Here is a 15,645-nt window from a genome sequence, read left to right as displayed (position 1 = left end):
CCATGACTTATCATCGCTACTTTTTCGCTGTCTTTTGCAAAACATAAACCACAAATTTTGCTTCAGTATGAAATGCGTTTTTTTCCACTGCTGTCAGAAGCGCTTGTCTTTTCTCGCTACGCGCACGATATGCATAAGGTGTCATGGTCATTACATCAGCCAAACCACCTGCTGATAGCGTCAGTTCTGTATTGATACGATAAGTATCCATCAATGTGAAGTACGGTGCTAACTCCATTAAGAATTTATCAGAATCATGCTCACGAACATCATCAAATAAGGCATCACGCATCGTCGCCAGATGTCCTACATCAGGCTTGGCAATGATTAAATAGCCATCATCAGCCAACACTTCAGCAAAAGCCTCTGGCAAAATGGGACTAAAAATACTACTGATACCGGTCACACTACCCGCGCGTAACGGTAAGTGCGCAGCACTGGTTACCAATGGGTAAATCGCTGTCGACTGAGTAGCTGACTCTTGATCCTGTTGATACCATAGTGTGCTTTTAGCTTTACTGCTCCTAGCAACCTCCACCACGGCAGGTTTGCTGATGTCTGCTGCGATGAGCGTATTCATAACATCCGAACCCAGTTGTGCCATCGACTGGGTGTAATACCCTTCACCGCAACCAATATCCAACCAATTTACCTGCTCAATTGGCGATAACAACGCTAGCATTTTTTGGCAAATCAAGTCATTTAACGGCTGATAATGTCCTGCATCTAAAAACCGCTTGCGCGCTTCAATAGATGCTTGGCTATCTCCCGGTGCTTTGGATTTTTTTTGTTGGACTGGTAGCAGATTGACATAACCCTGACGTGCCACATCAAACGGATGATTGGTTTGCTTTGGATTTAGGCTACCATCACAGCGCCACGTATCAGGAGCAGGTGTTAAAGGTGACTGGCAAAGCGGACAAATAAACAAGGACACAAGCATCTCAAAGTCATAACAATATATTGCACATTTTACCAAAATTCAGGCTTACCAAGTAAATAAAACCTAAGATAAGACATGCGACAAAGCAGCTCATAAAAAAGCCACCTCAAATGTATTTGAAGTGGCTTTTAAATGAAAGATATCAACTTCTACCAATCGTAACGACTGTCTTAACGTAGCTTCAAGGTCATGAGTCCCAAAATCACGAGGATAATAGCGATAATCCAGAACCTTGTGACCACTTGGGTTTCTTTCCAGCCAATTTCTTCAAAATGATGATGCAGTGGCGCCATACGAAAGACGCGTTTTTTGCGCAGCTTATACGAGCCAACTTGTAGCATGACAGACAATGCTTCAGCGACAAACAGACCGCCCATAATGGCAAAAGCGATTTCTTGGCGAGTCATCACCGCAATCGTACCCAGCATCGCGCCGAGAGCAAGCGCACCCACATCGCCCATAAACACTTGCGCCGGATGAGCATTAAACCATAAGAAACCCAGCCCTGCCCCAACCATCGAGCCGCAGACGATAATCACTTCAGAGTTATAAGCGATATAAGGCACATGCAAATAATCAGCAAAGCGTACATCACCTGAAACATAGGCCATGGCACCCAAACCCGCTGCTACCAACACCACTGGCAAAATAGCCAAACCATCCAAACCATCGGTCAAGTTGACAGCATTGGATGCGCCATTAATCACAAAATAAGTAAAGATGATAAAGCCAATACCAAATGGCACTGCCGAAAACGGAATCACCCAATCTTTAAAGATAGGAATCAACAAATCCTGCATCTCACGCGTGGTATTGATATCTGGCTGTAGCGTGGCTATGTAGTATAAAGACCCTCCAACGAATAGAGCGCCCATCGATAACCAAAAATATTTTTTGCGCGCGATGAGACCTTTGGGATCTTTATATTTAATCTTTAGCCAATCATCTGCCCAGCCAACCGCACCGAAGATCACCATGACCACGAGTAAAATCCACACATAGGGGTTATTTAAACGCGCCCATAGCAGTGTCGACACGCCAATCGCGCTCAAAATTAATACCCCACCCATGGTCGGAGTACCAGTTTTGGCCAAATGTGATTGTGGACCATCATTACGAATGGCTTGACCGTATTTCAATGCTCGTAGATGCCGAATGACCGGCCCACCAAACATCATACTAAAGGCAAGCGCGGTCACAACCGCAAGTAACGCCCGTAGCGTCAACGAAGAAACCGCAGAAAACGGCGTATAATACTGGCCAAGCCAGCCAAACAACCAAACTAACACCGCCTACTCCTCGACTAGCGCATTGATAAGTGTTTCCATCTGCATGGAACGAGAGCCTTTAAACAACACAGTACAAGGCTGAGCCTGTTGCGCTTGTAAATACGGCTGTAAATACTGTAACAAACTGTCTTTATCAGCGAATGCATGGGCACTGATATCAGAAATCTCTTTTGCACCTGCTACAGTATAAGGCGCATACTCACCCACACACAGTAAAGCATCAATACCCGTGGTCGCTATCGTACGTCCCAAACTTTGATGTTCGCTAACTGCCGCATCACCCAATTCAGCAATATCACCTAAAACCATGACTTGCGTCCCTGTTTGCGCTGCCAACACTTTGGCAGCTGCACGGACTGAATGCGGGTTGGCATTATAAGTGTCATCAATCAATCGATGCATGCCGAGCAGCTGACTGTTCAAACGACCTTTGGCTGGACGGGCATTTTCAAGCCCAATGACAATATCGTCTACCGCGATATTTAAGGCATGAGCGCATGCTGCAGCTGCCAAAGCATTATTGACATTATGCTCTCCTGCTAGCGGCAAAGTGATATCCTGTACTTGGTTACCAATATGTAGCTTAAACTCACTACGTTCGGGCTCGACATCTAAATGGCTCGCACTCACATCCGTATTACCAAAACCAATCACATGTGAGGTATGCGTCTCCGCGATACGGCGCAATTGATTGGCAAAGTCATCTTTATCAGGCACGATAGCAAACTGAGTATCGGTTAATGTGCTATAAATCTCTGCTTTGGTCTGGCAGATACCTTCACGGCTACCAAACTCACCCAAATGCGCAGTACCGATATTTAGGATACAAGCCACATCAGGCTGAACAATCTCAGTTGTATAAGCAATCTCACCAATATGGTTAGCGCCCAACTCTAAGATGGCATAACGATGATGATCAGATAACTCAAGGAGCATCATCGGCACACCCAAATCATTGTTTAAATTACCACGGGTAATCAAGGTTGGTGCCAATCTGCCAAAGATACTACCAAGCATCTCCTTGCAGGTGGTCTTACCGCTAGATCCTGTAATCGCAATCACAGTGAGGTCGGTATGCTGCTGACGACGATAGGCAGCCAACTGCCCTAACGCGAGACGAGTGTCACTTACTACTAGCTGTGGAATATTATTTGGATCAGTGATAGTGATAGGCCGCGACACGATAGCAGCCACTGCACCTTTTGATGCAGCCAAATTAATATAATCATGGCCATCAAAGTTATCACCGCTGAGCGCTAAAAATATATCACCTGCTTTTATCGTCCGGGTATCAGTGGCAATACGGTTACTACTGACCGCATCTTTTGATAGCACTGTCTGCCCTGCGCTTATTTTTTCTGGTGATAGCTGCCAATGACCATCAAGCGATGCTGTCGCGGCAAGTAGATTATCCACTTGCCAGACATACAGCCCTTGCGCCTGAATGGTATTATCGTCGTCGGCTGTCATAGTGATTACCTTATATGATGACTACTTAGTTTTTATAAAAATCAAATCTTCAGATACTGATGAGGCCGTCAAAAATATTGAGACATATGCCAACTTGCTATGCTCGTCCGGCTTGCTCTAGTGTTTGCCGCAATACAACACTGTCATCAAAATCATAACGAATATGGTTTATTTCTTGATAGGTTTCATGACCTTTACCAGCGATAACGACGATATCGTCAGCCGCTGCATGACAGACGGCATATTCAATTGCTGCTTGACGAGCAGGTTCGATATGGGTTCGCTGATATTGTTCTGTACTCATTCCTGCTTGCATATCTTGCAAAATCGCACTGGGATCTTCTGTACGTGGGTTGTCCGCTGTCAATATGACACGGTCTGCACCTGATAGTCCTGCTTGTGCCATCAATGGGCGCTTGCCTGTATCACGGTCGCCACCACAGCCAAACACGGCCCACAACTGGCCTTTGCAATGCGTTTTTAAACTGGCTAGTACTTGGCTGAGCGCGTCAGGCGTGTGCGCATAATCCACGATAAAACAGCCATCATTCGAAGGCACTCGCTGCATACGACCCACCGCACCTTGCAACTTCGGTACCACTGTGGCAATACGATCCAAATCAGTTCCTAAAGCAACCACAGCACCAATAGCAGCAAGCAAGTTTGCCACATTAAAACGTCCCAATAATGGACTGATAATATGTGTACGGCTCTGGCGTTCACCACCAAAATCAGCACACAAACAAACTTCAACACCTTGTAAGCTCGGTTTGATTTCAGTCGCTACAAAAGTTGCTGCTTTTGATGGATCTAAACTATAAGTCCAGACCGTTAGACCGCTGGCATTTGCTGTATCGATCATCACCTGCACATACTCATCATCGATATTAATAATGGCATGGGTCAAATCAGGGAAATGTTTGCTATCAAAAAGCTTGGCCTTTGCCGCTGCATATTCTGCCATATCAGCATGATAATCTAAATGGTCGCGACTCAAATTGGTATAAATCGCCACAGACACGGGCATGCCTTGCAAGCGCTGCTGATCTAACCCGTGCGAGCTGGCTTCCAAGGCCAATATCTCAGCGTTCTCTAAACCCATTTGATATAAAAATTGCTGAACAGCCAAGGCGTCACCAGTGGTATGACTGGCTTGTTGCAGCGCACCAAGTCGACCATTACCTGCTGTCCCCATCACGGCACTACTCATGCCCGTCAGCTGTGTTAATTGTGCTACCAATTGACTGATCGTGGTTTTGCCATTGGTACCCGTTACCGCAACGACATCGGGTAAATCGACTGGTTGCTGATACTGCAAACGCGCTTGAATCAAATCACCTAAAAAATCACGGATATTCGGGACATATAGCACTGGACACTTTAACGCCGCTAATGACTGCTGCTCGCTAGGGTCATCAATCATAGCGAGTAATATGACAGGGTCTATTTCTGATAGGATAAAAGCCGCATTTTTAGCGGCTTGATATAGGTAATCACGACTTTTTTGATCATTTTCAGTCTGGCTTTTTAATAAAACAAATACATCACCTGTCTCTAACTGACGACTATCTAGACGAAACTGCTGAAATGGGGTGTTGATCGCCATGTCCGTATGGTTAGATGTATCTTGAATCGCTATATGTGCTTTAGATGCCGCTACTATCGCCATTGATAACTGTTGTAAACCATGTTTGCCACTGTCACTAGATTGAATCAGCTGTTGCAAGGTAACAGTCGTATTGTTGGGCGATAAGATAGTCATCGGCAAATCCTAAACGGTTAAAACAAATTAAAGAGTTAAAGGTTAAATATTAAAAAACATTCATGAACCAACATCTAAGATCATCAATTTTCAGTTTTTAACGGCTTATCCAATGGTACATTATATAGGCGTAGTGCCTCTTTCATAACATTATGAAAGACTGGAGCGACTGTCAAACCAGCATAAATCTGACCACGTGGATCTTCGATCAGCATCACGCCGACGAGCCTTGGATTGGACGCAGGTGCTATACCAGCAAAGACGTTACGATATTGATCGCTATAGTAACCACCGTCTGGATTGATACGACGCGACGTTCCTGTTTTACCCGCGACACGATAACCGTCGATAGCGGCGGCTTTTGCCGTACCACCTTGCTCAGTGACACTTTCCAGCATTTGAACAATCGACATCGCTTGTTCATGCTCCATGATACGTTTGCTTGGCTGCGCCTTATCATCTTTGATTAATGTCAAAGGATGCATCACCCCACCTGCAGCCAATGCTGAGTATGCTTGCGCTATCTGTGCCACAGTTACTTGTAGACCATAGCCATAACTGACAGTTGCACGCCTTGCCGTTTCTTTTTCTTTTGGTGTGACAACCATACCTTTGCCCTCACCAGGGAATTGAAGTGGTGTCTTTTCACCAAAGCCAAACTGCCTTTGCATATTGCTGATAGCATCAGCTGGTAACGACAACGCAATCTTAGTAGAAGCGACGTTACTAGATTTCTGCAACAACGTAGCCAAATTAATCATGCCTAAGTTATTATGGTCACGAATAGTATAGCCACGCACACGAATAGATCCAGGATTGGTATCAATTAAAGAAGTAGACGTATACTTGCCAGAATCTAAAGCAGCAGCAACCGTAAATGGCTTCATGACTGAGCCAGGCTCAAAGACATCCAATACTGCTCTATTACGCTGATTTTCACCGGTCATCTCATTCAAATTATTTGAGTTAAATGATGGCCAGGTCGATAATGCAAGTACCTCACCCGTTTGTACATCGACGATCATCCCTGTCGACCAACGTGCCCTCTGTAAGCGCCCTGCTTTTTCTAGTTCTTTATAGAGTAAGTACTGAAGACGCGAATCAATAGTCAATGCCACGTCTTTGCCAGGAACTTCTGGCTCAATTTGTTTGATCTCTTTCAGGCTGTTCTGTTTGGCATCTTTTAGTACCAATACTTGACCATCCTCGCCCGCCAGCTCTTTCTCGTACTGACGTTCGATTCCAGCACGACCTTCATAGCCACCATCAGGGTCATTGGCGTTTTGGCCCATAAATCCAAGCAATTGCGAGTTCGGTTGTGGCTGCGGGTAATAACGCTGAAAGAAGCTTTTTTCATAGACACCAGGAAAATCAAGCGAACTGACACTCTGAGCAATCTCAGGCGTGACTTTGTTCAATAGTGGTAGATAATGCGATCCCGGACCAGACGGCAGTACAGCCTTAACCGCTGCTTCATCGGTAACATCTATACTGTCATCGATTGCAGTGACTTTTTCTAGCTTACTGACTGAAATATTCGCTGCCGCAGCCAGTTTGGTTAAATCCATACCATCTAAGCGCTTTTGCATACGAGCAATCAGTTGTGGACTATCAGGATTGGTCAGAATAATACGCTTGAGCTCATAATATTCGCGAGCATAATCATGTGGGCTGAAAGAAACGGTGGCTAGTGGTGCACTGACAGCTAACGGTAAGTTATTACGATCTGTAATCATGCCACGATAGGATTTTTGTGTGCGTGTGCTGGTAATGAGCTCATCGCCTTTATCTTGATAGAACTGCGCATTAGCGACTTGTAAATAGTAAGCTCGTGCGATCAGTAAGCCTAATATAATAAGTGCAATAGCCCAAATAGTACGAAAACGGTTTTTATCCTGATCGAAGCCACCACGCGAAGAAGCCCCTGACGCCTTGCCCAAAAACCCTCTTTTGCTTTTTTGGTTTTTAACGCTGGTATAAGCACCTTCTGTATCATTCTTTTTTAGACGATCAAATAACTTGGCTTTACGGTTGCCAGATCCTTTACGTTCAGCCTTACTGCTGGTTTGCCCAGATTTAGCCGCACTTGCAGGACGCAATGGTTTGGTGACTTTGCCACTAGCAGGTTTTTTTCTAGGCGTTTTCGCAGTGCCCTTGCCTTTTGGTGCATTGGATTTTTTATCACTCATTGTCCTGCCTCCTCTGAGCCAGAACTAGGCGACGTATCTGCATCTGATTCATATACATCTGAACTATCAGTGGCGTCATCTACATCTGGCTCGTCAACAACTGGCACTAGCGCAGTCGATGCACCTGGTTGAATAATGAGTTTGTCTTTGAGCGTCGGTGAAAACATACCTAACTCAGATACTGCCCGACTGGCGATTTGCGGGGTCGCACTAAACGTCTGTTGCTCAATGAGTAAACGTTGGTGTTCAACTTGAAGCTTGCGCTCTTGCTTTTTCATGTCTTGCAAGGTTTTATAATCCTGATGGTATTGCTGGACGCCTTCGGCAGTTTTGATACCGCTCCATATAATCGCCGCTGCTAGCAGCAAGAGCACCACCACATAAATGCTAACCACATTAAATCGGCGCACAAACAATTCGCCGATATCGGGGTTATAAGATGATGCAGCGCGACGGTTTGTCGGTTTGTCAGATATTGCCATGACGATCTCAAAAAGTGAACTTCAAAATGTAAAAAGCGATAATCGTCTATGAGTGATAAAAACTCATTAGCCGTCAGCACCATCAAAATGTAAACAAACAAGAAAGCAATTGCCGAGCCTATCAGATAATGTTTACAGCTTTTTAACAGCTGCGTAAGCATTAAGACAACCCGTCACGTGCTAGAAACAACACATGTCCTAGTACTTATCACTTAAGTAAGAGTTATTGCTCAGTAACAGGTAGGTAATCGACATCTGTACGTGTTGCCAGTCGCAACCACGCACTACGCGAGCGTGGGTTTTGACTGGTTTCTGCTTTGCTTGGACCGACGCGTTTTGGTTTACTAAAATAACGCGGGCGATTGGGCGGCATCGGTAGGTTTTCGTCTTCTGGATACTGACCTTTACTATGCCGCTGCAAAAACTGCTTGATACGGCGATCTTCTAACGAATGAAAACTAATCACGGCTAGCTGTCCGCCTGACTTTAAAATAGGAATGCTTTGCTCCAAAAAGGCATCAACATCACCAAGCTCATTATTAATAAAAATTCGCATGGCCTGAAAACTTTGGGTCGCTGGATGTTTGCCACGCTGCCAGTTCGGATGCGCAACTTTGATAACCTCTGCCAACTCAAGCGTCGACTCATAACTGTCCATCTGTTTGATGGCACGGGCGATACGGCGGCTATGACGCTCCTCACCAAACTCATAAAGCACATTGGCCAACGTTTCATCATCGACTGTTTCTAGCCACTGGGCGACTGACTGTCCACGACTGGTATCCATGCGCATATCGACCGCGCCATCACGCATAAAACTAAAGCCACGACTGCCATCATCGATTTGCGGTGAGGAAATACCCAAATCCGCCATTAGCCCGTCCACCTCAGTAATGCCCATCGCAGCTAAGCTGTCCGTCAGTGTCGCAAAGCTGTCATGAACCACTTTTACGCGGCGATCAGTACTTGCCAGTTCTTGAGCCACGCTAATGGCTGTCGGATCTTTATCAAAAACAATCAGCTGCGCATCATCGGCAAGTTGACTTAATAATAACCTGCTATGACCACCGCGCCCAAAGGTGGCGTCGACATAGATACCGCTTACCTTCAAGCTATTTTGGTCGTTATTGCTTTTATCATCACTGCCTTTACCCTCGCTGCCTGTTTGCTTAGGCAGGGATTTGACATCCAACACTGCCGCGACTGTCTCTGGTAAAAGTACGGCATCATGAACAAAACTTAATTCATCAGAGTGGGTATCGTCAGCAGTTTCAGAATGATTTACGTTAGATAGTGGCTTTTTTTCTGGCTTATTATTTAATAGTGACACAAACGACTCAGTAGATGGCGACCATATTGGCCAGTAATAGTAAAAAATCAGATGAAAATAAACAAGTTATGTCTTGCCTAGCATTATTATCGCAAGGATATATCTGTAGTCAAGCGCTAGACGGGCTTTTCATTAAAAATATCCCATCTCTCTGTTATACTAGCGCTATATTTTACGCTATTTTTTGGCTTTGACAGCTATTGTTTCATCTGTATTTTTGCAAATATTTCATTCATATTTGTCATATATATTTATCATTGCGGTTTTTTATTACCCTCTTTCATTGCTAGACTCGTTAACCAATACATTTATCAATAAACACACTCTGAGATTCTTATGACGCAACCATCGACCCAAGCATCAACGCGCCCTATTCGTACTCGTATCGCGCCTTCACCAACTGGCTTTCCTCATGTAGGCACAGCTTATATTGCACTATTTAATTTAGCCTTTGCTAAAGCGAATGGCGGCGAGTTTATTTTGCGTATCGAAGACACTGACCAAACGCGCTCAACCGAGCAATCTGAACAAATGATTTTGGATGCGCTGCGTTGGGTAGGCCTCGATTGGAGCGAAGGTCCAGACATCGGTGGTCCACATGCCCCTTATCGTCAAAGCGAACGCGGCGATATCTACAAAAAACATGCTGAGCAGCTGCTAGATAGTGGTCATGCCTTCCGCTGTTTTTGTACCAGCGAAGAGCTAGATGCGATGCGTGCGGCACAAATGGCCAATGGCGAGACCCCTCGTTACGATGGCCGTTATGCCAACTTATCACGTGAAGAGTCAGACAAAATGGTCGCCGATGGCAAACCATACGTCATTCGTATGCATGTACCAACCGAAGGCATTTGCCAAGTACATGACATGCTGCGCGGTACGGTTGAGATTCCTTGGGCACAGGTAGACATGCAAGTGCTGCTCAAAACTGATGGCATGCCTACTTATCATCTGGCCAACGTCGTCGATGACCACTTGATGGAAATCACCCACGTTATGCGCGGCGAAGAATGGCTAAACTCTGCACCTAAGCATCAACTGCTGTATGAATATTTTGGTTGGGAGATGCCTACCCTTTGCCATATGCCATTGCTGCGTAACCCTGACAAATCAAAGCTGTCTAAGCGTAAAAACCCAACCTCTATCACCTACTATCGTGATGCAGGCGTGTTGCCTGAAGCGCTGCTCAACTACCTCGGCCGTATGGGCTACTCGATGCCTAATGATGCTGAGCAATTCACTCTAGATGAGATGATTGCCAGCTTTGATATTCAGCGTGTGTCGCTCGGCGGTCCTATCTTCGATATCGAAAAGCTCAACTGGCTAAATAGCGAATGGCTACGTGCACTCACGCCTGAGCAACTAAAAAATAAAATCCTAGAATGGGCCAGCAACAGCGATAAGTTAACGGCTATCGCAGCAGCGATTCAGCCACGTATTGAGTTACTGTCTGATGCAGTTAATTGGGGTGGTTTCTACTTCCAGAACCTACCTGATATCACTGCTGAGAGCTTTACGCATAAAACGCTCACACCTGAGCAAATCATCGAGATGCTGCAGTTCGCGCTTTGGAAGCTTGAAGTGCTACCAACGTGGTCAGAAGAAAACATCTATGCCACGCTAAAAGGTCTGGCCGCTCACCTCGATATTAAGATGCGCGACTTTATGGCGCCGTTCTTTATCGCTATCGCTGGTAGCACCTCATCGACGCCAGTCATGAACTCTATGGCAATTATCGGTGCTGACATGACGCTGACTCGCTTGCGTCATGCGGTTGATGTATTAGGTGGCCTTGGCAAAAAGAAACTGAAAAAGCTAGAGAAACAAGCGGCTGAGTTACCGGATTTTTTGGCTGCTGAATAGTTTAAAAGCTGAATGACTTATCTGCTAAATAACCAATGAGCTAAACTTGTCATATTTAGAAGGGTCAGGCCAGTTCTGACCCTTTTTTATTCTTAATCAACATCACTACTCTCATACGATTAAACCTCTTAATTGGAGTCAAAATGGCCGCCAAAACCGTCACGATAGAAAGCAAAGATTATGTCTTTAATACCCTAAAAGAAGCACAGAAATACTATGATGCGATCGTAAAAGAGCTTTTTGACGCAAAACTCACCCTGACAACAGGCCAAGATTTTGACGATTTAAAATGGATATACACCACTTACTGTGGCTATACCAAGCATAACCTAGGTAAATTAAATGCGTTTGAAATCACTGGCTTCAAAGGTGTCAGAACCGTCAGAGAAAAAGGCGGACAGTATGTCCCTACTGAGTGCTGTGTAATCCTATTTTCTGATGGCAGCGAAGAAGAGTTTTTTACCGACAAAGCCATCAAAGAAATCGCTCTCAAGCAAAACCCGCGCTAGTTAGTACTCATCACGGTAATTAGTGCTCATACATATGATTCGATGAATGCGATGCCACCAAATCTAGCGATATTCAGGCATCGCACATCAAAAACATTAAAATTGCTCATAAAATCAATCTGATAAAAAATGTGAATACTATAGTCTAAAACTGTAGTGTTAGAAGGTAGCCATTAGGCGTATTATTAAGTTGTCATCAAGTAATAATTCATTTTATTTAATCCATAATGGAGATAAACAATGAGTGATAACCAAAATAACCTTAATGAAGACTTAGCATTTAATAATCACAATAATAAAACCAATAGCTTTACACATCAGCCTGATGCTAGTAGCACTTATTTTCATAACAGCCCCTCGCAAAGCCTACCTTTCGCGGACAAAATCGGTAACTATCAGCGCAATATCGGCAGACCGACTGACGCCTATCAAGACAGTAAAGTATACATTGTGGGTAGTGGTATCGCAGGGCTAGCAAGTGCCTACTACAGTATCAGAGATGGCAAAGTTCCTGCAGAAAACATCACTTTGTTAGAGAAGTTAGACATAGCGGGTGGTTCGCTAGACGGCAAAGGTACAGCAGAAAGCGGTTATATGGTTCGCGGTGGTCGCGAGATGGAGTTTACTTACGAGAATTTTTGGGATTTATTTCAAGACATACCCGCACTTGAAATGCCTGAGCCATACAGTACGTTAGATGAGTATCGCATTGTCAACGACGATGACCCCAACTATTCTATTGCTCGTTTACTACATAATCAGGGTGAGATAAAAGATTTTAGCTATTTTGGCTTGGCTAAAGCAGACCAGCTAGCAATCATCCGACTACTACTAAAACGTAAAGAAACCTTGGATGATCTGACTGTTGAAGATTACTTTAGTGAGCGTTTTCTTAATAGTAACTTTTGGACGTTTTGGCGGACTATGTTTGCCTTTGAAAACTGGCATAGCTTGCTAGAATTAAAGCTTTACATGCATCGGTTTTTGCAGGACTTAGATGGTCTGCATGATATGTCTGCGCTGGTATTCCCAAAATACAACCAGTACGATGGTTTCGTCCTACCATTACGTAACTACTTGATCGAAAAAGGCGTCAACTTTCAATACGACACGCTAGTGACCGACTTAGACATTGATGTTGATGTTGATGTTGATGGTACCGCTGATGACACTGCTAAAAAACAAGTTCGCACGATTATCGCTCAAACAGCTGGCAAACCTGCCAACATCTCAATAACGGATAAAGATTTTGTCATTGTTACCACAGGCTCCATGACTGAAGACACCCGTTATGGCGATAACGAGACCTCACCAAAATTAGACTTCAATAAAGACACCATGGGTCAATCATCTGGTTGGCAACTTTGGAATAACTTAGCAAAAAAATCTACAGTCTTTGGGCATCCTGAAAAATTCAATACTCATGTCGATCAGTCTTCTTGGATGTCAGCGACATTGACCTGCAAGCCTTCAGCGCTGACGAATAAGCTTAAAACCTTGTCGGTTAATGACCCCTACTCTGGTAAAACAGCCACAGGTGGCATCATTACCTTTACGGATTCAAACTGGCTCATGAGCTTTACTTGTAACCGCCAACCACATTTCCCTGATCAGCCAAAAGACACTTTAGTGCTTTGGGTATACAGTTTACTGATGGATAAAGAGGGCAATCATGTTAAAAAACCTATGCCTAAATGTACGGGTAGCGAGATTTTAAGCGAGCTTTGTTATCATTTGGGAATCAGTAGTGAGAGCGATAATGTCATAGACAATACCATCGTCAAAACGGCATATATGCCTTATATTACCTCAATGTTTATGCCTAGAGCCAAAGGCGATCGCCCTGATATTGTACCCAAAGGCTGTACCAATTTAGGACTGGTAGGACAGTTCGTCGAAACCAATAATGACGTGGTGTTTACCGTCGAAAGCTCTGTTCGCACGGCTCGTATTGCTGTTTACTCATTACTTGATGTCAAAAAACAAGTGCCCGATATTGATCCTTCACAATATGATATCCGTCACTTACTGAGAGCGGCGAACACGCTCAATGATGGTAAAGGCTTTATTGGCGAAAGCATATTACGTCATCTCCTCAAAAACACTTACTATGAGCATGTCCTGCCGCCATCTGACTCAACAAGTAATAAAGACGATAAACCCAGTAACCATTTACTCTCTCAACAGTGGGAAGCTATCAAAGGGCTGTGGAACAAATAACGCTATTAAGCTGGTTTTAATATTACGGTTATCTTGTATAGCCGTGATATTTTTCTGCCTCTTTTTGGCTCACTATCAGCTTATATTCATCATAAAACAATAGAATAAGATTAGGGCCTGTCCTCAATTTAGACTATAAATGGCCTAAAAATGGTTAAATCATTATCTTTATATGAAAAAAACCAATTATTTTAAAAATAGTAGTTGACAAGGCTGCCGCTCTTACATAAAATACGCACACTCTTAGCGAGGGGCTATAGCTCAGTTGGTAGAGCACTTGCATGGCATGCAAGGGGTCAACGGTTCGACTCCGTTTAGCTCCACCATGCTATTTATAGCAAAGATTAGCATCAACAGATGCTACATTATCAATACTCGCTAAAGTACGATATCAGCACCTAGGCAATGCTTATTTATAATAAGCCATCTGATATTGTGAAGTACCGTTGTAACCCTTAGTTATGACACTCTATGCGTCCCCATCGTCTAGAGGCCTAGGACACCGCCCTTTCACGGCGGTAACGGGGGTTCGAATCCCCCTGGGGACGCCACTATTCGGCGTCACTTATTAGCACTTTTGCTTAGCATCAGGTTAGGCTAATAAGCGAACAATAAAAAATCCCAGTCATCATACGGTGACTGGGATTTTTTATGTCTATTGGTTTCTTAACACCCTCTATTCCGCTGTCGTTAGCTTATTATTAATAGCTGCTAGCATACTGCTAATAGCGCTATTGCCAACTTATCTAATACTCGTTACTATCGATCTAATAAGCGTGTTTATAAAGTGCAGCCACATACGATAAATGATGAGGCTTAGCGTGACTAAAGGGAAGTGATTGCAATGTTTGGTATCGAAAATTATCTAGGGTTTATCTTAGCGGCGATTTTATTAAACCTAACGCCAGGCACTGACAGTATCTATATTATTACTCGTAGTGTCTCACAAGGACAGACCGCTGGGTTTCACTCTGTACTAGGCATTACCTCAGGTATTTTGGTACATACGCTATTGGCATCCTTAGGATTATCAGTATTGCTCGCCAGCTCACCAATGGCATTTATGATCGTTAAATACATTGGGGCGGCTTACTTGTGCTATTTGGGTCTAAAAATGCTGCTAAGCAAAAACTCAAGCTCGATAGCAAATAGCTTAGCTAGCGACCAAAGTATTGCCAGCAATCAGAATAAAGAAGGCTGGAAAACTTATAAACAAGGCGTATTAACCAACGTGTTTAATCCGAAGGTCGCGCTATTTTTCCTAGCCTTTCTTCCCCAGTTTATTGACTCTAGCTATGCTTATGGCATGTTGTCATTTTTGATGTTGGGCATTACCTTTGCTATCACTGGTTTTATCTGGTTTTCTTGTCTGTCGCTGTTATCGTCACGCTTTAGCAAAAGCCTGCGTGAAAAACCGTCTATCGAAACTTTATTAAACAAGATTAGCGGCATAATATTTTTTGGTTTGGGTATTAAACTGCTGACCGAGAAGGGTTAAGCATCTTAACAGCGAAAAAGTTATTTCCATAAAAAATCCCAGTCATCATACGGTGACTGGGATTTTTTATGTCTATTATTTCTTATATAG

11 protein-coding genes and 2 tRNA genes are annotated in these 15,645 nt (G+C 44.0%); 6 read left to right on the top strand and 7 right to left on the bottom strand.

Going from position 1 to position 15,645, the window contains the following annotated elements; translation table 11 throughout:
* Nucleotides 1-16: 16 nt before the first annotated feature.
* From ACT3RN_RS03870 to rsmH, 7 genes are all read right to left on the bottom strand, one after another.
* Nucleotides 17-943 carry a putative RNA methyltransferase gene (locus ACT3RN_RS03870; RefSeq protein ID WP_192519331.1) on the bottom strand — a complete coding sequence of 309 codons (927 nt, stop codon included), beginning with the start codon at nt 941-943 and terminating at the stop codon, nt 17-19.
* A gap of 170 nt (nt 944-1,113) precedes the next feature.
* Nucleotides 1,114-2,232, bottom strand: coding sequence for a phospho-N-acetylmuramoyl-pentapeptide-transferase (gene mraY, locus ACT3RN_RS03865; protein ID WP_192519330.1), 1,119 nt, complete (start codon nt 2,230-2,232; stop codon nt 1,114-1,116).
* 3 nt (nt 2,233-2,235) lie between these two features.
* Nucleotides 2,236-3,702, bottom strand: coding sequence for a UDP-N-acetylmuramoyl-tripeptide--D-alanyl-D-alanine ligase (locus tag ACT3RN_RS03860; protein ID WP_192519329.1), 1,467 nt, complete (start codon nt 3,700-3,702; stop codon nt 2,236-2,238).
* A gap of 97 nt (nt 3,703-3,799) precedes the next feature.
* Nucleotides 3,800-5,464: a UDP-N-acetylmuramoyl-L-alanyl-D-glutamate--2,6-diaminopimelate ligase gene (locus ACT3RN_RS03855; RefSeq protein WP_192519328.1), complete on the bottom strand. Its 1,665-nt coding sequence runs from the start codon at nt 5,462-5,464 to the stop codon at nt 3,800-3,802.
* Between the two features lie 83 nt (nt 5,465-5,547).
* Nucleotides 5,548-7,653, bottom strand: coding sequence for a peptidoglycan D,D-transpeptidase FtsI family protein (locus tag ACT3RN_RS03850; RefSeq protein WP_192519327.1), 2,106 nt, complete (start codon nt 7,651-7,653; stop codon nt 5,548-5,550).
* A complete protein-coding gene (ftsL, locus tag ACT3RN_RS03845; RefSeq protein ID WP_192519326.1) occupies nt 7,650-8,135 on the bottom strand; it encodes a cell division protein FtsL in 486 nt (161 codons plus the stop codon). Before ftsL ends, ACT3RN_RS03850 begins: the two co-directional genes overlap by 4 nt.
* 223 nt (nt 8,136-8,358) lie before the next feature.
* A complete protein-coding gene (rsmH, locus tag ACT3RN_RS03840) occupies nt 8,359-9,465 on the bottom strand; it encodes a 16S rRNA (cytosine(1402)-N(4))-methyltransferase RsmH (RefSeq protein ID WP_192992111.1) in 1,107 nt (368 codons plus the stop codon).
* A 336-nt stretch (nt 9,466-9,801) separates the two neighbouring features.
* Here rsmH and gltX point away from each other — a divergent pair, with 336 nt between their 5' ends.
* The 6 genes from gltX (at nt 9,802) to ACT3RN_RS03810 (ending at nt 15,555) form a co-directional block, all read left to right on the top strand.
* On the top strand, nt 9,802-11,328 hold the full coding sequence (gltX, locus tag ACT3RN_RS03835) for a glutamate--tRNA ligase (protein ID WP_192519324.1): 1,527 nt from the start codon (nt 9,802-9,804) through the stop codon (nt 11,326-11,328).
* Between the two features lie 143 nt (nt 11,329-11,471).
* The gene (locus ACT3RN_RS03830) at nt 11,472-11,837 is read left to right on the top strand and encodes a hypothetical protein (protein WP_192519323.1); all 366 of its coding nucleotides are present in this window, start codon (nt 11,472-11,474) and stop codon (nt 11,835-11,837) included.
* Between the two features lie 240 nt (nt 11,838-12,077).
* Nucleotides 12,078-14,057, top strand: a complete 1,980-nt coding sequence (locus ACT3RN_RS03825; protein ID WP_192992110.1) for an oleate hydratase — start codon at nt 12,078-12,080, stop codon at nt 14,055-14,057.
* 250 nt (nt 14,058-14,307) lie between these two features.
* Nucleotides 14,308-14,383: transfer RNA gene (locus ACT3RN_RS03820), tRNA-Ala, on the top strand.
* A 149-nt stretch (nt 14,384-14,532) separates the two neighbouring features.
* Nucleotides 14,533-14,608 (top strand) — tRNA-Glu (locus tag ACT3RN_RS03815).
* Between the two features lie 293 nt (nt 14,609-14,901).
* Nucleotides 14,902-15,555 (top strand): LysE family translocator, encoded by a 654-nt coding sequence (locus ACT3RN_RS03810; RefSeq protein ID WP_192519321.1) that lies wholly within the window; start codon nt 14,902-14,904, stop codon nt 15,553-15,555.
* Nucleotides 15,556-15,645 lie beyond the last annotated feature (90 nt).

The sequence above is a fragment of the Psychrobacter sp. AOP5-GZ1-6 genome (genome assembly GCF_052376345.1).
In the GTDB taxonomy this organism is placed as follows: domain Bacteria; phylum Pseudomonadota; class Gammaproteobacteria; order Pseudomonadales; family Moraxellaceae; genus Psychrobacter.
This window is presented reverse-complemented; position numbering and strand designations above follow the sequence as displayed.